This is a genomic window from Collinsella aerofaciens, assembly GCF_902501475.1.
Taxonomy (GTDB): domain Bacteria; phylum Actinomycetota; class Coriobacteriia; order Coriobacteriales; family Coriobacteriaceae; genus Collinsella; species Collinsella aerofaciens_AL.
Map to the genome: position 1 here is coordinate 21,914 of NZ_CABWIF010000008.1, position 20,564 is coordinate 42,477.

16 protein-coding genes are annotated in these 20,564 nt (G+C 49.2%); 13 read left to right on the forward strand and 3 right to left on the reverse strand.

The features are described 5' to 3' along the window. Positions 1-89 precede the first annotated feature (89 nt). The 6 genes from GDJ93_RS02420 (at position 90) to GDJ93_RS02445 (ending at position 11,049) form a co-directional block, all read left to right on the forward strand. The gene (locus tag GDJ93_RS02420; RefSeq protein WP_226812430.1) at positions 90-1,874 is read left to right on the forward strand and encodes an AAA family ATPase; all 1,785 of its coding nucleotides are present in this window, start codon (positions 90-92) and stop codon (positions 1,872-1,874) included. A gap of 151 nt (positions 1,875-2,025) precedes the next feature. Continuing rightward, positions 2,026-3,105 carry a glycosyltransferase family 2 protein gene (locus GDJ93_RS02425; RefSeq protein WP_152067623.1) on the forward strand — a complete coding sequence of 360 codons (1,080 nt, stop codon included), beginning with the start codon at positions 2,026-2,028 and terminating at the stop codon, positions 3,103-3,105. 22 nt (positions 3,106-3,127) lie between these two features. Beyond that, a complete protein-coding gene (locus GDJ93_RS02430; protein ID WP_193221420.1) occupies positions 3,128-4,351 on the forward strand; it encodes a glycosyltransferase family 4 protein in 1,224 nt (407 codons plus the stop codon). Positions 4,352-4,684: 333 nt separating this feature from the next. Continuing rightward, complete coding sequence (locus GDJ93_RS02435) at positions 4,685-7,882, forward strand: N-acetylmuramoyl-L-alanine amidase (protein ID WP_152067624.1); 3,198 nt, start codon at positions 4,685-4,687, stop codon at positions 7,880-7,882. Positions 7,883-7,904: 22 nt separating this feature from the next. Next, positions 7,905-9,494 (forward strand): glycosyltransferase family protein, encoded by a 1,590-nt coding sequence (locus GDJ93_RS02440; protein WP_152067625.1) that lies wholly within the window; start codon positions 7,905-7,907, stop codon positions 9,492-9,494. 10 nt (positions 9,495-9,504) lie between these two features. Then, entirely contained in the window at positions 9,505-11,049 is a 1,545-nt protein-coding gene (locus GDJ93_RS02445) for a lipopolysaccharide biosynthesis protein (RefSeq protein WP_152067626.1), read from the forward strand. Positions 11,050-11,579: 530 nt separating this feature from the next. Here GDJ93_RS02445 and wecB read toward each other — a convergent pair. Beyond that, positions 11,580-12,683 (reverse strand): non-hydrolyzing UDP-N-acetylglucosamine 2-epimerase, encoded by a 1,104-nt coding sequence (wecB, locus tag GDJ93_RS02450; RefSeq protein ID WP_193221421.1) that lies wholly within the window; start codon positions 12,681-12,683, stop codon positions 11,580-11,582. Between the two features lie 199 nt (positions 12,684-12,882). Continuing rightward, positions 12,883-13,995 carry a glycosyltransferase family 4 protein gene (locus tag GDJ93_RS02455; RefSeq protein ID WP_152067627.1) on the reverse strand — a complete coding sequence of 371 codons (1,113 nt, stop codon included), beginning with the start codon at positions 13,993-13,995 and terminating at the stop codon, positions 12,883-12,885. Positions 13,996-14,402: 407 nt separating this feature from the next. Here GDJ93_RS02455 and GDJ93_RS02460 point away from each other — a divergent pair, with 407 nt between their 5' ends. Genes GDJ93_RS02460 through GDJ93_RS02470 form a run of 3 tightly spaced genes read left to right on the forward strand, consistent with a single transcriptional unit; the run spans position 14,403 to position 17,120 of the window. Continuing rightward, positions 14,403-15,143, forward strand: a complete 741-nt coding sequence (locus tag GDJ93_RS02460) for an IspD/TarI family cytidylyltransferase (protein WP_152067628.1) — start codon at positions 14,403-14,405, stop codon at positions 15,141-15,143. Further along, on the forward strand, positions 15,131-16,174 hold the full coding sequence (locus GDJ93_RS02465; RefSeq protein WP_152067629.1) for an NAD-dependent epimerase/dehydratase family protein: 1,044 nt from the start codon (positions 15,131-15,133) through the stop codon (positions 16,172-16,174). The genes GDJ93_RS02460 and GDJ93_RS02465 overlap by 13 nt, the downstream gene beginning before the upstream one ends. Further along, positions 16,167-17,120 carry a glycosyltransferase gene (locus GDJ93_RS02470; protein ID WP_152067630.1) on the forward strand — a complete coding sequence of 318 codons (954 nt, stop codon included), beginning with the start codon at positions 16,167-16,169 and terminating at the stop codon, positions 17,118-17,120. Before GDJ93_RS02465 ends, GDJ93_RS02470 begins: the two co-directional genes overlap by 8 nt. On the opposite strand, the gene GDJ93_RS02475 is transcribed toward GDJ93_RS02470, so the two are convergent. Beyond that, complete coding sequence (locus tag GDJ93_RS02475) at positions 17,117-17,953, reverse strand: LicD family protein (RefSeq protein ID WP_152067631.1); 837 nt, start codon at positions 17,951-17,953, stop codon at positions 17,117-17,119. The genes GDJ93_RS02470 and GDJ93_RS02475 overlap by 4 nt on opposite strands. A 94-nt stretch (positions 17,954-18,047) precedes the next feature. Here GDJ93_RS02475 and GDJ93_RS02480 point away from each other — a divergent pair, with 94 nt between their 5' ends. The 4 genes from GDJ93_RS02480 to GDJ93_RS02495 form a co-directional block, all read left to right on the forward strand. Continuing rightward, positions 18,048-19,100: a glycosyltransferase family 2 protein gene (locus GDJ93_RS02480; protein WP_152067632.1), complete on the forward strand. Its 1,053-nt coding sequence runs from the start codon at positions 18,048-18,050 to the stop codon at positions 19,098-19,100. A 154-nt stretch (positions 19,101-19,254) separates the two neighbouring features. Then, complete coding sequence (locus GDJ93_RS02485; protein WP_152067633.1) at positions 19,255-19,956, forward strand: glycosyltransferase family 2 protein; 702 nt, start codon at positions 19,255-19,257, stop codon at positions 19,954-19,956. Then, on the forward strand, positions 19,953-20,318 hold the full coding sequence (locus GDJ93_RS02490; RefSeq protein WP_152067634.1) for a DUF2304 domain-containing protein: 366 nt from the start codon (positions 19,953-19,955) through the stop codon (positions 20,316-20,318). The genes GDJ93_RS02485 and GDJ93_RS02490 overlap by 4 nt, the downstream gene beginning before the upstream one ends. A gap of 3 nt (positions 20,319-20,321) precedes the next feature. Further along, a partial coding sequence (locus tag GDJ93_RS02495) for a sugar phosphate nucleotidyltransferase (RefSeq protein ID WP_152067635.1) occupies positions 20,322-20,564 on the forward strand: 243 nt, incomplete at its 3' end.

Genomic DNA, 20,564 nt, shown 5'->3' on the forward strand with positions numbered 1-20,564 from the left:
CCTTTGCAAGTCGATATTGTTGCGCTCCGCCTGCTCGTTACAATGGGCATCGTGCTGCGTTAGAGGGAGAGTTTACGGTGTCTGAACAGGTGAATTGTGGTTTTATTCATGCGTTTGGTGCGCGGTTGCTCAATCATGCGGATAACGCAGCTCTACCGGTTGATGTACACGACTTTTCCGATGCAATTAATCGGTGTTTACTCATCGATAAAACCATGTTTATTGCCGATGTGTTGGACTGCGACGCGTCCGTTGTGGTGTGCTGTCGACCCGAGGGTTTTGGCAAGAGCATGAACTTGTCGATGCTCAGGGCTTTTCTGGAGCGTCCAGCGGTCGGTCGCGCCGGTCGGATCTCGTTTGCCGATGCTCAGATTTGGGATGCGGACAGCGGGCGTTATCGGGATGAGTACGCTTGCTATCCGGTGATATCGCTGGACTTTTCTGGCGCTGCGAGGCGTGGCGCCGCTGTTGCCGGCGTCGTGCGCGATGCCCTTTCGGGCGAGTGCGCTCGCTTGTTGGCGCTCTTGGAGGCCCCGGATTTAGCTCGAGATAAGGTGCGTCACATCGAACGTGTTGCGCGTGGCGCGGCGAGCGAGGACGAGGTCGCCTCGGTGCTTGGCGTGCTCATTGAGTTGCTGGAGATTGCCTGCGATGAGCAAGTTGTATTGCTCGTTGATGGGTACGATGCGGCGTGGTCTCGCCGTGCGAGCGCGAGGGACGCTTCCGACGCCGATCCGGCAGAACTACTTGACCGTGTGCTGTTTGACGCCATTGCTGCCGCGGGTCATTCGCTACGCTTTGCTTGTCTGATGGGGGAGCGTCCCAGTCCTGCCGAAGCGGCGCTTTCTTCGCGCAGTTGCTCGTATTGTCTGTCGGCGCCGCTTTCGACGTGGTGTGACCGTTGGTTCGGCTTTTCGGATGCCGAGGTCCAGGCTCTGTTGAATCATGCTTGGCGCGAGGAATACCTTGATGATGCGCGTGAATGGCTCGAGGGATATCGGTTTGGCAGGGCCTATTGCTCGAGTCCAGCGCGTGTGATCGGTTTTTTGGACCGAGGCTGTACGGCGCCTGTGCGCGCCGATCTGTATGGGTATGCGGATTGCCTGAGTAGGGTAGTTGCCGGGTGGAATCTCGACCGCCTTTCGGTCTTGTTTGATTTGCTCGAGGCCCATGGGTGTGCTGAGGTCCCGCTTTGTTTGGGCACTGCAAAGCCAGATGTCTCGCCTGACGATGGCATGTGGACAGCGCTGTATCTGTCCGGTTTTCTCACGACAGATATGACTGAGGAGCCAGAGCATGGCGATCGGCTCCGTGCTTTGCGATTGCCCAATAACGAGCTTCGCCAGGCCTTGCGTCTAGTGATTATTGAGTGGTTTGAGTGCGCTGCCGAAGACATTCGAGACGTCGATGCGTTTCGCGACGGGCTGTGCCGTGGGAACGAGGATACGGTGAGGCGGGCGCTAAGCCGCATCCTGGGGGATGCGGGAATCGGTGAGACCGACCCAGATAAGCCGCTGCCATATCATCTGCTCTTGCAGGGGCTCTGCTTTGGCTTACCGGGCTATGCCAATCCTGCCTCGAGGCGAAAGTGTGGCGCAGGTCGCTGGGACATCCAGGTTTTCCCTACGGGTGCTGTGTTCGACGTAGCAGATACGATTGGCATGCTGGACGAGCGCCCGCTGATAACGATTAACTTGATGTATGACCCCGATGTGGATGCGCTGGGCCTGGAATTGCTGGCCGTGCAGTCGCTACTCGACATAGAGCGCGACGGCATCGACGAAATCCGTGTACCGCGCCCCGGCGTGGGTCGCATGCGCTGGGGATTCGGGTTTGACGGGCGACACGTGGCTGCGGTGTGCCAGTGTCTGTAGGGGCGGGCGATAACCGGGCTGTATCTGTTTTCCATTCTGTGTGCTTCTCGCTACTATAGAACGGATCGCTAGCGGTCTGGTCGTGCTGGCGACTGGGATAAATACTGGTATATCCAACGTTCTATGGGGGTGTCGATTGTCTACGAGCGATATGAGCGTTAGCGTTGTGGTCCCATGCTACAACGCCGAGAAGTTTCTCGATCAGTGCCTCAGCTCTATTGAGGCCGATCCGATGAAGGAGCTCGAGATCATCGTGCTCAACGATGGCTCGACGGATGGCTCGCTTGCCATTATGGAGGCCCATGCGGCAGGGGACGCTCGCGTTCGGGTGATTGATAAAGCAAACCAAGGCTATGGCGCAACCGTTAACAGGGGTTTTGACGAGGCGCGGGGCGAATACGTTGCCGTTGTCGAGCCCGATGATTACCTTAAACCCGGCATGTTTTCCGCTTTGTATCAGCTGGCTTGCAAGCAGGATTATCCCGACGTGGTTAAATCCTCATACTGGCGTGTCTATATGGCGGACACTCCAAGGGAACATCTTTACCACTGCCATTACTACCATCGGGTTAAGCCGGGGCGCCAGCCTTTTGTTCTTGCCGATGCTCCCATCTTGATTCAAAAGCATCCTTCTATTTGGAGCGCACTCTATAAAAAGAGCTTCCTTGTTGGGTATGGCATCTGCTTTAAAGAGGTTCCAGGTGCTGGCTGGGTTGACAATCCCTTTCTTATCGAGACGCTTGCCCAGGCAAAGACCATCGCTTACACCGATGAGGCTTGGTATTGTTATCGTGAGGATTTGCCCACGGCATCGTCTGCCAGCGTTAATAGCACCCTTGCCTTAACGCGTTGGAATGACATGGTCGACGTGCTCGAACGACTTGGCGTTACGGATAGAGGAATATGGCGCGCCCTTTACACGGTGGGTTTCCGTCATGCTGGTCTTGCCCTTGCGAACGGTGGCCTCGAGCAGCGAGATGTCTGCGTGCTTCTTAAGAAGACATTCCGCCGTATGGATCCGGCAATAGTGCGTGCTATGGATACTGTGAGCCCGCATCTTAAGCAGGCGTTTTCGCAGCTGACTGGTGAATCCGTAGGCGGGTCTGGCGTTCTAGCTTACCGCATATCGCAAATCAGGGAATTTGGATATACCCTAAAGACCGCCGGCTTAGGTTTTGCGCTTTCTCGCGTTGGGCTATCCTTAAAACGTCGCTCTGCTGAGCGTTCGTAGAATTTACATGCAAAGGAGCTGCATGCCTTCTAAGGGACATATTGCTATCTATACGCAAGATGCTAAGCTGGGACACGAGGTCAAAGGCGCAACGCGTTATGTCTACCTTGCCACGCTACTATGTGAGCAGGGCTACGACGTTGATTTTATTACCAGTGGCTTTCAACATTGGGATAAGCAGCAGCGTGATATTATGCACCTCGATCTGAGCATGCATCCCTTTACTGTGCATTTTATTGAAGAGCCTGTCTACCCTAAGAACATGTGTCCCCAGCGTATTTGGGCCCACCATGTGGTTTCAAAACGTGTTGTTAAGTTTTTTGATGAACACCATGCGTACGATTTGGTCTACTGCCAGATTCCGCCTAACGATGTTGCGCGTGAGATCGGCAAATGTGCCCATAAGTACGGCATTCCATTTATTGTCGATGTTAATGACCTGTGGCCCGAGGCTTTCCGCGTTGCTCTGGATGTTCCGGTCCTTTCGGACATCTTCTTTGCCCCGTTTTACAAGCAGGCTAAGGCGACGTATCAGCTGGCCGATGCCATTGTGGGCACGTCGCAGGAGTACCGCGACCGTGGTGTGCGCGATGCACGTTCGGGTATTCCCAATGAAGTCGTGTACGTCGGCAATCAGCTTGCCGAGTTTGATGCCGGTGTGGCCAAGAACGCCGTTTTGATTAATAAACCGGCGGGAGAGATCTGGGTCTCTTATGCCGGTACCTTGAGCGCTTGCTACGACCTGGAGACTCTTGTTAAAGCAATCGGGATGGTTCAGAAGACCCATCCCGAGGTCAAGCTTCAGATTCTGGGTGATGGAGCCGAACGTGACAACCTTAAGGCCGTCGTTCAATCGACGGGCGCTGGTGTGACCTTCCATGGGTACCTGCCCTATGACAAGATGGCTGCATGGCTCAGTAGGTCCGATATCACGGTAAACTCGCTGGTCGAAAAAGCCGCCCAGAGCATCGTTACCAAGATCGGCGACTATCTGGCGGCGGGCAAACCCATGGTCAATACCAGTATGAGTGCTGAGTTCCGCGCAAAGGTCGAGTCAGACGGGTTTGGCGTTAACGTGCAACCCGGAAGCCCCGACAAGCTTGCCGCTGCGGTTACCGCCCTTGTCGAAGACAAATGGCACCGCAAGCAGATGGGGGAGGCCGCTCGTAAAATCGCAGAGGAGCAGTTTGATCGCCCGCATTCGTATATGAAGACTGTAAAACTGATTGAAAGCTTGATAAGGTAGCCCTGTCTGTAGCTGATGTTAGATTTTTATAGCTTGTAATGAATTTAATATCTTGTTGCACCTAGAATTGGATACGAACAGTTTTCAACCAGGATTGCTGCCGTGTCGTGCTCAGTTGACAGGAAAGGCGCTATAGAGCTTGAGGTCCCGCACGAACTGAACGATGCCCTCTCTACATATTGCGAATAAGGATAAGAAGAAAGCAAAGCCATATCAATTGGATAACCTGCGCTGTAATTAGGCTGAATTTTGTCCCTATGACGCTGGCTTCGATTTCTGGCTCGATACATTTAGCGCCTTTAGGTTCTTCGCTGGCCAGAATGGAATGGGGACTTGGCGCAAACAGCTTTCTTGGGTTTCGCCTGTAATATAATTTACGCGCATCATTTGAACTTGTATTTAATGGGGGCTGGCATGAAACGTCACCTGCAACTGCTTGTTGTATCCGTTGCAGCGTTAGTTATTGGACTTAATCCATTGATTGGGCCGGTTGCTACTGCTTATGCAATCAATGGGGAGCCTGTTCAGCAGGGTTCAACTGCTGAACCTGCGGATCCTGAGAGCAATTCAAACTCGACTAACGACCCCGCCTCCTCGCCTTCCAATAAGAATCAGGACGACTCTGACAATCTTGTCGCAGAAGAAAACGACTCTTCCGTTGCGGCGGATGGGAGCGGCGACATTTTAACCGATTCGTATCAGTATCTCTATATCGCCTATCCGCAGCTTCCGGTCGGTGTGGACCAGGTGATCGCTTTTGCTACCACTAGTGATTCCGATGTTCTCGCGGATGCGACTCTTGAATTGGAATCCACAACTGGACACTCCCTTTCTGTTAGTGCGACGGCCGTCGGCGGCAATGCTGCTGCATTTCAGTTCGGTAAGGATTATGCCGAGTGCGGATATGATTTGATTTCGATCTCCTATCATCTGCAGGGCGATGCCACGGAGCGCAGTGTCGATTTGATGCAATGCGGATATGCGTTCGACATTGATGCGAATGCCGCTGTGGACGACGGCCTAGCCGAAGGCAGTACTAATTCGTCTGTTTATTATTCAGATGATTCTGGCAATGCGATTCAGGCTGCCACGATTGGCGACGCACTTACCGCCTCAAATGGGGAGCAGTCTCTCTCTCTTGCCGATACTGCTGTGAACGGTGCGTATGTTATTTCTCTTGATCCTGGTCATGGCGGCGTTGATTCCGGCGCTCAAGGTAATGGGAAGAGCGAGGCGGATCTTACTTGGAAGATTGCTGTTGCCTGTAAGGCTAAGCTGGAGCGATATGGTTTTAAGGTCGTGATGTCTAGAGGACAAAGTGGATCTTATGGCAGCAACGATTTTCTGTACCGCGTTCAGCGATGCGTAAAGCAGGGTGCACAAGCTTTTGTGAGTTTTCATATTAACTCTGGTAGTTCTGCGGCGCATGGTGCTGAGGTTTACGCGCCTACGGCCAATGGCACGAGCTATACGAAAGCCTCTGTCGAGCTTGCCCAAAAAGTAATGAATAATTTGTCTGCGCTTGGCTTGACCTATCGTGGCGTGTTTCAGATGACGGTTGGTGACGAATTTGCCGTTATTCGCTGTGCTCGCGAGCAGGGGATTCCTGGCATCTTGATCGAGCATGGCTTTATTTCTAACTCGGGTGACGTTTGGAAATACTTTAGCGATGCTGGCTGCAAGCGTCTGGGGGAAGCTGACGCCGATGCGATTATTGCTCAGTTCCCGCGTTCTAGTTGGATGGATTACTCCGCTGTATTTGATGCTGACTATTATCTAAAGAATAATCCTGATGTTGCTAAATGGGCCAACAACGATAAGGACAAGGCCCTCCAACATTTTATTAACTATGGCATGGCGGAGGGCCGCCGAGGCAACGAGGCATTTGACGTCCAGAGCTACTACAACGAGTACCAGGACCTGAGGCTCGCGTACGGGACGGACCTGCCAAGGTACTACGTCCACTACATGAAGTGGGGCAAGGGCGAGGGAAGACATGGCACGGGAACTACTTCGCTAAAAGACGCCGTCGTCACTATTGCTGGCGTCGATTATTCGCCTGTTTATGATTTGAGCTTCTACCTTGAAAACAACAGCGATCTTAAGAAGGCCTTTGTTAAAACAACTGGCACAGGTGTAATCTTGGTTGATGACAATGCGGCCTTGCGCCACTTCGTCAGGTATGGAATGGCCGAGGGTCGCCGCGGCAACGAGGCGTTCGACGTCCGCAGCTACTACAACGAGTACCCCGACCTCCGCTCCGCCTTTGGCACCGACACGGCCAAGCTCTACGGGCACTACCTGCGTTACGGCAAGACCGAGGGCCGTCACGCTAGCGGCTGCGACTCGCTAAAGGCTGCCCGCACGTCCCTCGGCGGCGTGGACTACGCCCCGGTCTACGATTTCGGCTACTATATCGCCAGCAGCCCGGATGTGCTTTCCGCATATACGAAGAAGAGCGTGTGCGGCGCTCTTGTTGACGACGCGGCGATCCTGCGCCACTTCGTCAGGTATGGAATGGCCGAGGGCCGCCGCGGCAACGAGGCGTTCGACGTCCGCAGCTACTACAACGAGTACCCCGACCTCCGCTCCGCCTTTGGCACCGACACGGCCAAGCTCTACGGGCACTACCTGCGTTACGGCAAGACCGAGGGCCGTCACGCTAGCGGCTGCGACTCGCTAAAGGCTGCCCGCACGTCCCTCGGCGGCGTGGACTACGCCCCGGTCTACGATTTCGGCTACTATATCGCCAGCAGCCCGGATGTGCTTTCCGCATATACGAAGAAGAGCGTGTGCGGCGCTCTTGTTGACGACGCGTCGATCCTGCGCCACTTCGTCAGGTATGGAATGGCCGAGGGCCGCCGTGGCAACGAGGCGTTCGATGTTTATGGCTATAAAACTCGCTATATTGATCTCCGCAAAGCTTTTGGTAATGAATTGAAGTCTTACTATACTCATTACCTCAAGTACGGATTAAAAGAAGGACGCGATGGGTCAAGCATGACCGGCTTTGAAGGCTACATTATGTCTTCTGCTTTTTCTTCATATAAAGATGCTGCGGCTCATTATGCAAGAACTGTAGGGGGGCAGGCTTACCCGGTCTTTGTTTATAAAAACAAAGGAGCTGCCACAGTTAAAGTGTTCTGCAAGATTCTCTATGAAGAAGCTGTATCCGAGGGGGTTTGCCCCGAGGTCTTATATGCTCAGGTGATGAAAGAGACTAGGTATCTCAAATTTGGCAATTTGGTAAAAGCGGACCAATGCAATTTCGGTGGTATTGGAGCAACTGGTCCGGGCCATCCTGGTTATACTTTTTCTTCGGTTAGGGAAGGCCTTAGGGTCCAAGCTCAGCACTTAAAAGCGTATGCTACCACAGAGCCTTTGAATAACCCGTGTGTTGACCCCCGTTTTCGTTTTGTCTCTAGGGGCTGTGCCCCGAAGACGACTGACCTTAACGGGCGATGGGCTGTTCCTGGAACTGGATACGGCGAGAGTTTAAATGCAATCGTCAAAGCCGTTATAGGTGACTAATTGATAGTGAATTGGTTTCGTCATGGATAAGATTTTTCTTCAAAACGAGTATAAAAAGATATTTTCCAGAATTGTTAATGGAGACAACATAACGGTATTGCGCTATGGGGATGGTGAACGTGCCATTATGACCGGTGAAAAGGTTGTAGCGCAGGAAGGCTGGTCTTCCGAAGGGGAGTCTCCTTTGGCTGTTGCGCTCCGAGAGAGTCTTAATTTCACTGACGACAACGTGTATTACGGGATATCATGTCCGTGCTGTGATAGACCCGCGTATTACTGGTATTCAACTCGAATTGCCAGTAAGCAAATTACCTTTGCTAACTTGTTTGTGAATTCGAATTATCAGACATTCAAGTCTGATTTTCTGACATTAACTCGAGATGCAATTGTGATTGCAAATCATGCTGGAAAAAATAATCGAATTGGTAATTTGAATGTTCTGAAGTATTACGCGGTGGGGGATGACTGTATTTCCTGCTGGGAAGATGAATGTGGATCGATAGTATCTAGAATTATTTCTGAATATGGAAGCCGAGACAATTTGCTTTATGTTGTTTCGGCGGGTCCTATGGCTGAACCGATAATTGCGGAGCTTTACAAGCACAATCCTAATAACTGTTACATTGATTTTGGCTCTTCAATTGATATTTATATTCATGGATCAGACACTAGGCCATATTCAAAGCCGGGCACTGTTTATTCAAAACGAAACTGTTGGATGTTTGACCCGAATACAGCGGATTTTGATGTGTCCGTTGTTTTGACTACATATAAAAAACCAGAATCGCTGACTGAACAATTAGCGGCAATTGATAAGCAGACATTAAGGCCACGTGAGATCAGGCTTTTTAAGGACGCCATTGACGGTTTCTACTCCATTGATTTGAACGATGAGTTTTTGTCGTCATTTGATGATTGCTGTATTGCGAAATGCAATAGGGGAGTTTGGGGCCGATTTGATTATGCAAGAGAATGCAAATCAAAATATGTATGCCTCTTTGACGATGATACTATTCCAGGGGATTGTTGGCTGGAAAGCTGTCATTTTGAAATGATGCAACACGAGGGAATTTACGGCACGATTGGAATAGTGCTCGAGAATTCAAGTGGGTATCCGATTGACAAGCATTCATACTATCGAGTCGGTTGGGCTGAACCCAACGAGCAGCTAATGGAAGTTGATTTCGTTGGTCACTCTTGGTTCCTTCCAAGAAAAGCCCTTGATTATATGTTCGAAAATACCGAGCAATTGCAACAGTATAAAGTTGCAGCGGAAGACATGACTCTTTCTGCTAAGGCATTGCAACACGGGTTGTCAACTTTTGTTCCACCCCATCCATATGACAATAAAAGAGTTTGGGGTTCGGATAGTTCTCTTGCTATGCATTTTGGGCAGGCTAGCGGATCTCTCTCAATGAATATTGGTAATTTAAGGAAAATGGAATCCGCTATCGTTGATTTAACCAAGACTGGTGCATCCTTTCTCTTTCAGCGTAATCCAGGCCTCGTTAAGATGCAAAAAAGGATTCTGAACAGGTATCACGATGCGGAACTGATGAAGCATTATTTAAAGGTCGTCTATCGCAAGGTTTTCAGAAGAAATAAAGGATGAGTTTATATAGATGGCAAACAAAAACTCTAGAATCAAAAATGCGCTTCTCGCCTCATTGACTGGGGTGGGTGAACAACTCGCATCTTATGTTGGTGCGTTTATATTTCGAACGGTATTTTTGTATGTACTGAATGCCAACTATTTGGGAATATCGGCGCTATTTACAAACATATTGCAGGTGTTTTCCCTGACCGAGCTTGGTATCGGCTCTGTTATTGCGTTTAATATGTATAAGCCAATTAAAGAATGCGATGATGAGGAATGCGCTAAGCTGCTCAATTTCTATAAAGGTGTCTACCGAGCAATTGCTTTAATTACGCTGCTTCTTGGAGCTTGCTTTTTTCCGTTTATCGATTCTGTTATCGCTGATCCCGGTAATATTCCGGATGATGTAAATCTTAACGTAATCTATTGGCTTTTCGTATTTCAAAGTGTAACGAGTTACTTGTGCGTTTACAGGCAATCGCTACTCAATGCCGATCAAAAGGGTTATGTAATTTCCGCTGCTAACTCTATCTATAATATATGTTTAAATGTAATTAAAATTTTATTTTTGATAGTAACTGCAAATTACACTTTTGTTCTTGCTGCTGGAATTTTAATTTCCCTTGTTTACAACTTTGGCCTGTCTTGCTATAGCGCTAGGCAATATCCAGACATTATCGCGTTCAGGGATGCAAGGCTTAGCAACGCTAACAAGATTCGCATTTTTAAAGAGACTGGCGCATTAATGTGCCACAAAATCGGAGGAGTTGTTCTAAACAGCACTGACAGCATTATTCTCTCTTCTTTTATTGGCGTGGGGACAGTCGGTTTATATTCAAATTATCAGCTGATTTCATCTGCATTGGACTTGTTTTTAAATAAGGTTTTCGGTAGCTTTGTTCCGACAATTGGAAACGCCTTGATAGATGCGAGGGATTCTGAAAAGCTTAAGCTGTATCAACGTCTTCGATTTATTAATATCTGGGCTGCGTCATTCTGTGCTTTGTGTTTTTATCTGTTGATTAATCCTTTTATTAAGATTTGGATCGGGGATAAATACTTATTGGATCATGCTGTCGTTACGATTCTTTCCCTGCATTTTTTCTGGAATTCTTCAAGAATTATTAACGTTGGGTTCGTAAATGCGTCTGGCTTGTTTGTTAAAGATAAACTCAGACCTTTAATTCAGGCTGTTTTGAATCTGGTGATCTCCGTCTATGCCGTCATTCATGTTGGTATTGTTGGAGTTTTCATCGGCACTTTTCTTAGCACGTTCTTTACAAGTGCTTGGCGTGAGGGCGTTGTTTTGTACAAATATTTATTTCACTGTAGCTGTGTTGATTATTTCAAATGCTATTTAGGTTGGTTTTTTGTTTCGCTTATGCCCGCAATCGGGCTTCATATCTTGTTTTCATATATTCCAGAGTCGCTGTTGGGTTTTGTAATTAGATTGATAATTGCTGTCGCAGCGATAAATTTTTATTTTTGGATTGTGTTCAGGAAAACCGAATCATATTTATATATGAAACAACTCTTAAGCTCTATGACTAAGCGTGCTTTCACTGGATAGGCATCTTTATTGTGGCTTCCACAAATCGCGAGGCCGAGTATTTGCTCGCTTGAGTACCGTGAATATTGCGATACGAAGCTGTCGTTATTGCGCCTGAGCACTGGTGCCGATATGAGCCCCAGTGCTTTTTACATTTGCCAGCTCCACTAGTATCAGTTTGATCTTCGAATCAAGTTCGTCGAGTAGTCGATCGTTGACCATGGGCAGGCCGTGTAAGCTATACTTGCGGACGACCTGCCCAGAGCAATCCGAAGTTCTCAAGTGCAAACACCCATTCTGTAGCGTTTAGGATGCGGATTCTCTGCTCAATATGTTCGCCTGACTCGATTTGGTGTCCTAGTTTCGGATGTCGCTGAAATCAGGTAGCCAATCTATAAAGCCATCCCGATATCATAAGAAAAACCTGAACGTCGATATTTAAAATCCATGCAGTGGGCAGTTCATAAAGCTGGTAGAGATGGGATTCCACAATAGAGCACATGCAAGCATGTGGATTGCACTAATTGACCAATCATATTTACGTCCAACCACTATTGAAGTCCTAAAACGCCGGCGATGCGCTCGCTCGCATGCCCGTCACCGTAGGGGTTCGAAGCATGGCTCATCGCCTCATACTCGGCCTGATCGCTGAGCAGACGGCTGAACTCGCGGTAGATGACGTCCTCCTCGGTGCCGACGAGCTTCAGCGTGCCGGCGGCCACGCCCTCGGGGCGCTCGGTGGTGTCGCGCATGACGAGCACCGGCTTGCCCAGGCTCGGGGCCTCCTCCTGGATGCCGCCCGAGTCGGTGAGGATGAGGTGGCTCGCCGCCATGAAGTTGTGGAAGTCGAGCACCTCGAGCGGGTCGATGATGTGGAGCCTGTCGAAGCCGTCCAGCTCCTCGTGCGCCGCCTTGCGGACGAGCGGGTTCATGTGGATGGGGTAGATAGCCTTGGTGTCTGGGTGCTCCTCCATCACGCGGCGGATGGCGCGGAACATGCGGTGCATGGGCTCGCCCAGGTTCTCGCGGCGGTGCGCCGTGATGAGGATGAGGCGGGAGCCCTCCGCCCACTCGAGCTCGGGGTGGGAGTAGCCCTCGCGCACAGTGGTGCGCAGGGCGTCGATGCCGGTGTTTCCGGTGACCCAGATCTTTGACTCCGGCTTGCCCTCGCCGAGCAGGTTCTGCTTGCTCGCCTCCGTGGGGGCGAAGTAGTACTCGCTCACGATGTCGACCGCCTGGCGGTTGAACTCCTCGGGCCAGGGGCTGTAGATGTCGTGCGTGCGCAGGCCCGCCTCGACGTGGCCCACGGGGATCTGCAGGTAGAAGCACGCGAGCGCCGCGGCGAAGCTGGTCGTGGTGTCGCCGTGGACCAGGACGACGTCGGGCCTCTCGTTCTCGAGGACGGCCTTGAGCTTGAGCAGCACGTCGCAAGTCACGTCGAACAGCGTCTGGCCCGGCTTCATGATCGCCAGGTCGTGGTCGGGAGTCACGTCGAAGACGCGCAGCACCTGGTCGAGCATCTCGCGGTGCTGGCCCGTCACGGTCACGACGGTCTCGAACTCATCCGTGCGCGCCTTCAGCTCGTTGACGAGCGGGCACATCTTGATTGCCTCCGGACGGGTGCCGAAGACGAGCATTATCTTATTTCGGGTCATTTTCGCTCCTTTGGGTAATTCTCTAATTGACATGTTAGGAATTGCTCATTTCTTTCTTGGTTTTGATGGATGGGTACCCATCGAATTGCTGAATGGCGTACAAGGGTTGTGAGCGGGGCCGCAATGCCCTGGTCTACGCCTAAATACTGCATTAAATAATGGCCGCTCAATTCAACTAATCATTGCGTCCACGTTTGAGTTAAAGCATTGACTTAAACAGATTGACGATATTTTTATTACCGGTCTGAAAGGAGCCGACTCCAAACTCTACACCTTTTTTTGCTATATCTTTTGATTCTGCCGGATGATTTATTGCCCAGCGAATTTTGACCGAAAGGTCTTCGGAGCCTTCGTAGAGAAGACCTCTTCCGTTGGCGAGAAGCTCTGCGGTGCAGCTGTTGTTATTCCCAATTACTAAACAGCCTGACATCAGTGCCTCAACGGTGGTTCTTCCAAATGACTCTGATCGAGAACAATTTAATGCAATATCAGATTCGAGTAGTTTAAATTTGGCTTTTGAGTCAAATGAATTGTCTGTAAGTAGACTAGCTAGGGAATGTTTTTGAGTATAGTCGTGCATTTCGGCAACATAGGCTTCGTCCATGTCTTTGCCAATTAATGTTAAATGTATTGGAAGATCTCTTAATTGAGATAAGGCCTTTATTGCGTCCATTTGTCCCTTGTCGGGCTTTTTGTTTCCGATAAGGATTATTTTTGTTATATCTGAAGAAAATAAGTCGCTTTGTCTCTCGTGCCTAGGTTCCTCCATTGAATCGTAAATAACAATTGAGTTATTTAGATGCTCTGAATAAAAGTCATCCATTACTTTAGAGACTGCTATGCACTTGCTTGCTCTAGAAAGCAGCCGATAAGAAAAACTCTTGCAATAGAAGTCATAGGAGGTTGGTTGGCCATTGAATTCACGCAAGTGCCATATAAGTGGAGTATTGAGAATGTGAGCAGAAATGGACCCTGCATATACGGCAGTTGTATTTATGTGGACTAAATCAACTTTGTGCTTCCGGAGAAGACGATAGATATGTACTTCTTGAATTAAATTTATGACGATCTTAATCAGGAAAATAGCTGATGATTTTAGTTTTGGTTCTGAGCGATGATGCCGCCAAGGTAAATAGTGAATGATGTCGTTCTCGACTCCCATTGAATTTAGCTTTTCCTGTAATTCGCCTTTATATGGAAGGAGAACGTAAGGGTTGATTCCGTTCTCAATTTCATACCTAATAAGGCTGACAAGGCATAGTTCAGCTCCCCCATCGAGTTTTCCAGAAGAAGAGATATGCGCAACTTTCATTTTCGTCTCTCTGCTTAGGTCATGCGAATTGCTTATAAATTAAATAATACTTATTTGATTCGATTCTTGTTGTGATGAGTTCTTGTTAGGTCGATTTACATAATAAGAAAAGCTTATTACGGGCAGTACCTTTAGTTCTATCAGCATCGCAATTGCGTCACCGATGCCGTTATATTGTGTCGTTGCGATTCGATTGCGTATGGATTTATTTGAGGAGTGAGGCTTCTGTCCTCTCGCGATGCATGTTGGGGTTTAGGAGTTGAATATAGGTCGACTCACTTCTTGCAAAGAATGCGCTTCTTTTGCTTATGTGACCAAGTTCCTTTCTTGAGATTAAAATTATGGAAATGTGACTGCTGTCGTTCTGAGCTACTTTTTCCCCGATGATATTGGAAAGGCTATAACTAATGGCATGCAATGATTTAAAGTGCTATGCGGTAATTTTTGCCGGCGGCGTTGGGTCGCGTATGCGTGGCGCTAAAGTTCCCAAGCAGTTTTTGGAACTAGGCGGTAAACCTATCATCGCTCACACTATTGACCATTTTGAAAAGCATCCTCTGGTTGCGGGCGTCGTTGTCGTGTGTGTTGCCTCGGGTATGGACCATATGCGTGAAATAGTCGAGGGCGCTCACTACTCTAAGGTCTTGTCGATTGTTCCAGGTGGCGAGACGGGGCAGGATTCCATCTTTAATGGTCTTTCTGAACTTAATCGGCTAGGCGTAACGGGCGAGGACTCCATTGTTTTGATTCATGATGGCGTTCGACCGCTTATTGACGAGCAGACTATCACTGCGTGCATCGATTCCGTATCTCAGTATGGCCCTACCGCTACGGTTGCTCCTTCGCCCGAAACGATTATCGAGGAGGAGAATGGTGTGGTAGAGCGTGTCGTTGATCGTTCGCGCTGTAAACTTGCACGTGCTCCTCAGGGCTTTAAGTTTAATGATATTTATGCCGAGCACCTTCGTGCGCGTAAGGAGGGCAGGCATGATTTCATCGATTCAATCTCGCTCATGGCGCACTATGGTCATAAAGCCCATACGGTTGAGGGACCTGCGGATAATATTAAGGTGACCACGCAGCGCGATTTCTTTGCGTTTAAGGGGTTTGTTGACTACAAGGAAATGGAGCAGCTATGGCCGCTGTAGATGATTATTTGTTTGACCGGGCTGCGCAGATCGCCGCACAGGTCAGTCTTCCCTGGGCCGAGTTGGACGGAAAGACCATTTTGGTGACAGGATCAACGGGACTTATTGGCTCTCAGATCGTTAGGACCTTACTCTCTAGAAACGATCGCGTTCGTGCTGGCATTAAAGTAATTTTGCCTGTTCGAAATATTAAAAAAGCGCAGGTTCTGTTTGGCGACCGGAGCGACGCTTCTGTTCTGGAGTGGTCGCTTGGCGATGAACTTGTGGGTCCTGAGCACGTGGATTATGTAGTCCACGCTGCATGCGGAACATCAAGCAAGAGCTTCCTCGAGACTCCCGCTACGACGATTATACAGATTGTTCATGGTGGGGAGGCTGTACTTAGGTTCGCTTGCTCGGCGGATGCGCAGAAGGTGCTGTTCCTCTCTACCATGGAGGTTTACGGCGAGGTCGAAGGCGTAGCTACTGAAGATAACCTCGGTAGGCTGGATCCCATGGTCGTACGTAATAGCTATCCCGAGGCCAAGCGTCTTGTCGAGTGCCTGTGCGCCTCGTATGCCGCTGAGCACGATGTCCCTTCGGTTGTTATGCGTTTGGCTCAGACGTTCGGTGAGGGTGTCCACCCCGACGACATGCGAGTGTTTGCGGATTTTGGTCGTCATGCCATCGAAGGCAAGGACATCGTTTTGTTGAGCGACGGCCTTAAACGCAATGGTTACCTTTCGGTCGATGATTCTGTGCGCGCTATTTTGATTGCATTGGTTAACGGCCAATCGGGTGAAGCATATAACGCTGTTAACGAGGATGCGTATTGCAGCATTAGGGAAATGGCACAGCTGGTTCTTGACCAGTTTGGCGCTGAAGGAGCGCGGGTCCGCAGGGAGTTTGATCCTGAGCGTGAGGCAACGTTTAGGAAAGCCTCTGACCTCATGCTCGATTCATCTAAGCTTAAGGCGCTGGGCTGGGAGCCTTACGATTCGCTCTCTGATATGTACCGTGCCATGATTGACTGCTGGAGTGTTCATGACTAACGAGATGGCGCAAAAGCCTTCCGTCCTCGTGATGATGGCTACATATAACGGTGAGAAGTATGTCGCTGAACAAATTAATAGCATCCTTGCTCAGGAGGGCGTTAACGTCACACTCTTGATATCGGATGATGGCTCGAGTGATAGTACGCCGTCGATTTGCAGCCGTTTTGCCCAAGATATGTTTAATGTTCAATTTCGCGTCAACGAGAAAAACAAGGGTCTCGCCCGAAACTTTATGGACATGCTTTATGGTGCTGATACAATGTCCTTCGACTTTTTTGCGTTCTCAGATCAAGACGACTATTGGATGCCCAATAAGCTTGGAAAGGCAATTGAGGCAATTAGTTCAGCTGGCGAGGGTCCTCGCCTGTATTACAGTGACGTGTGCAATGTTGATGAACATCTTAATGGCGGGTCTAGAGAATACGGCGCCTTTGCTTCGCATGCAAACTCTTTAGGGTTGTTACTTACTGTAAATTGGGCGTCCGGATGCACGATGGTGTTCAATTCGGCTTTTGCGTCTGTCCTTCAACGTTATGTGCCGCGGGATTGGCCTCGTATTCATGATGGCTGGGTTCACTTAGTCGCTAGAGTGCTGAATGCTCAAGTTCCCGATCTTGAGCATGCTTACATTAAGCGCCGCATCTCGGGCCATAATCAGGTTGGCGAGCGTGGGCTAAACAGTTTGAGCGGCAAGCGTATAAAGATCATTGCTAGCGCGCTTCTGACTCCCTCGGAGCACGGCCTTACTGAAGCAGCTTCGCTTTTGCTTGATGGCTATGCCGACAGCATGAGTTCTGAGGACAAAGAGCTCGTATCTCGCTTTGTTGATGGACGTCATAGCATTGTGAAGCGTTTGAGCATGATGTTTGATCCAGCTTTTGCGCAACCGTTTCCGCTCGAAAACATTATGTTTAAAGGCAAGATGCTTCTAAACGTCTATTAATCCTGTGACAATTTGAGTTCTTTTACGTAATGCACTCCCGCTCGACGCTTTTCTTTGGGTGGGAGCTGCATGTAGTTGCCGTAATGCTTTGTTAGATAGCCATCCCAGTCGGCAAACGTTTTGTATTGCTTGCCTTCAAACTCAATGGGGGCAAGGTCGTGCAGTCTTGCGAGTTCCTCGTTTTCAACTTCAATGCTGTAAGCTCCGCCAAATGGCATAGCATAGTGGCACGAGTCGTCTTGATCGTAAGTGCGCATTGCTTTGTCTATTTTACTGATAATCCAGTGTTGGGGAATGAGGAGACACAACGCCTTTGCCACATAATAGGCAGCTTTTTGTATTCCGCCCTTATTTTGAGGAAACTTATATCCACATTTGACGATATATAGGTTCTTGAGGAACGAAACCTTACGATATTGTTTACTGCGTTCGGTCGAATCGTTCGAAACTCGATCATAGGGGAAAATATCTATCCATACGCCCTGCGACATGGCGATATGAGAAGAGTAGGTTTCTGAATACACCGTTCCTTTTTTGCGGATCTTGCCAAAAACAAGGCCGCAATTAGGCTCGGTGTTCATGTCTTGGAATATAAAGCCATCGCTCAGTTCGGTTTTACAAGCTTGTGCAAAGCGGTCGTAGTCTTCGCGGAGCATGCCAACATCAATATCGTCGTCCCACGGAATAAATCCCTTATGGCGTGCGGCGCCCAAACAAGTTCCGCCCGAGAGAAAATAGTCGATTCCATTTGCATCGCAAATGCGGACAAATTCATCGAGCATTGCGAGTTCGATGTTCTTGAGTTGTGTTAGCTGCTTTGGCGTAAGTTGCATTCAATCCTCTTTTGTCTGATTTCAATCAGAACTCTATAGTATTAATTACTATAGAGCTTAATCTACCTGAATAATCTCTTAACTAAGGAGTGCTGTGTCAATTCGTCACACTAATTATCCGCTTGTCAGCATTGTTGTCCCTTGCTATAACGCCGAGCGCACAATCGAAGCCTGCTTAGACTCTCTTCTAAATCAGGGTTTTCAGGGACTAGAGATAATTTGCGTGAATGACGGCTCTAAAGATAAAACGGCCGATATATTGGATTCGTATCGCTTGTGCCATCCTGAGGTTTTTGTTGTCAATCAGGAGAACTCTGGTGCCTGGTCGGCTCGTTTGTCTGGCATTCAAAAGGCCAAGGGCGACTACATCATGTTTCTAGATAGCGATGACGTTGCTGTGCCAGGATTTATTGTCAAGATGTATGAATTGGCCTCTTCCATTAATTGCGATTTGGCAGTATGTGGATTCAATCGCGTTGATATTGGTACCGGTAAATTGATGTCCGCCGAGTTTTGCAAACCTTTGGGATCTTTTTCGCTAAAAAAGGATCCGGGTAGATTGCTTCAAATTAATCCAGCTCCATGGAACAAGATATATAAAGCTTCGCTTCTGAAGCATAGCCATAGACTCTCTGTTGCTCCGGTGATGCTTGACGACTTGTCTTTGCTGCTTCTCGCGCTTTTGCGGAGTGATGGCCTCATTTCCTATCTTCCAGAGGCCTTGGTTGAGTACAGAGTTCACGGTGACTCGACCATTAATTCGATTAATCCGGGGCAACTTAAAGATGCAATTGCGGCAATGGCCGAAATTCGTTCTTATTATAAGAACTGCAATCCTGTTGAGATGCTCGAAGCATTTGATGCGGTCGCTTTTGCGCACATTGTTGTATCGATGTCATTTCGATTGTTGGGATCTGGAATTTCGAATGTAACTAATGAAATCGACGTCTTAATTGCGGCAGCTGATTCTGAATTTCCTTATTGGCGCACTTCTCGCTATCTGTCTCTAGGCTATGGCTGTAAGAACGGTGGATTATTCCTAAAGGCTTCGCTTTCGTCCGCTTTCGTTAAACTTGGACTTTTTAAGCCCGCTCTATCTGTGTATCGCTTGGTTAGGAAAGCGATCGGTAAGGATATATCTTGGTAAGTCGACGAGCTCGTTCCTCTGATGCTGTGAGTGCATTTTTTAGCCAAACACTGATTGATGCGCTGTTTTGAGCAGGATTGATGAGTGTTAAGAGCTAAAGTCGTGCCCTTCGTTATTATATTTAGAAAAGTCCACGTCGTTTCGGAAGTAAGCTTTGAACACACTGATTATTATTCCTGCTTATAACGAAGAGGAGTCTCTCGAGTCTACGGTCAGCAGGCTGATCGCTACCGTTCCCGATGTTGACTACTTGGTCGTTAATGACGGTTCCAGCGATGGAACTGTTCAAATTTGCCGTGAAAATGGTTATCCGTTTTTGGATCTGCCCTGCAACCTTGGCCTTGCCGGTGCATTCCAAGCAGGTATTAAATATGCCTATCGGCATAGTTACGACTGCGCTATTCAGTTTGATGCCGATGGACAGCACCTGCCTCAATACATTCACGACTTAGGGCAGGCGCTCCAGACAAGCGATATTGCAATTGGCTCTAGATTCGTCAATCAGCCTAAGGGCAGCTCGTTGCGCATGCTTGGCAGTAACATCATTCAGAGTGCCATTAAGCTCACGACGGGACAGCTCATCCATGACCCAACGTCGGGTATGCGTGCTTTCAATAAGCGCATGATCAAATTGCTCGCCCTTGGTCTCAACATGGGTCCAGAGCCCGATACCGTTTCTTACCTCATTCGCGCCGCCCATGCCAAGGTTGTTGAGGTGCCCGTGCAGATGGCCGAGCGCGAGGCGGGGGAGAGCTATTTTAACTGGAGATCTTCCGCTAAGTACATGCTCCGCATGACCCTGTCTATTCTGTTTATCCAGTTCTTCCGTAAGCGCTTGGAGGGCGATGCCGCATGACGCTTCCGCTTCGCATTACGCTGTTCGCGGCGTCTTTGCTCACGTTTGCCTATATGACCATGAAAATTCGCGATTCCAAGATGCGCCTTGAGGACTCTCTGTTCTGGTTTTGCTTTTCGGCGCTTCTGCTGCTTGCCAGTATTTTTCCACAGGTTTTTTTCTGGCTTTCGAATCTCGTTGGCACCATGTCGCCTTCGAACTTCGTGTTTCTGTTCTTCATCTTCATCTTGCTTATTGTTTGCTTTAGGTTGAGCGTTCGTCTTTCTCAGCTCGATACGAAACTTCGCGAGCTTACCCAGCAGTTGGCGATCGAAAAACTTGAGCGCTATCAAAATGACGAGCGTCATACGAAAAGAGGCTAATTCTTGAAAGGCATCATCCTCGCCGGCGGGTCCGGCACGCGCCTGTACCCGCTCACGTTTGTGACCAGCAAGCAGCTGCTGCCGGTCTACGACAAGCCCATGATCTACTACCCGCTGTCCACCCTCATGCTGGCGGGAATCCGGGACATCCTGGTCATCTCCACGCCGACCGACCTCCCCAACTTCGAGCGCCTGCTCGGGGACGGCTCGCGCTACGGCGTGAACCTGTCCTACGCCGAGCAGCCC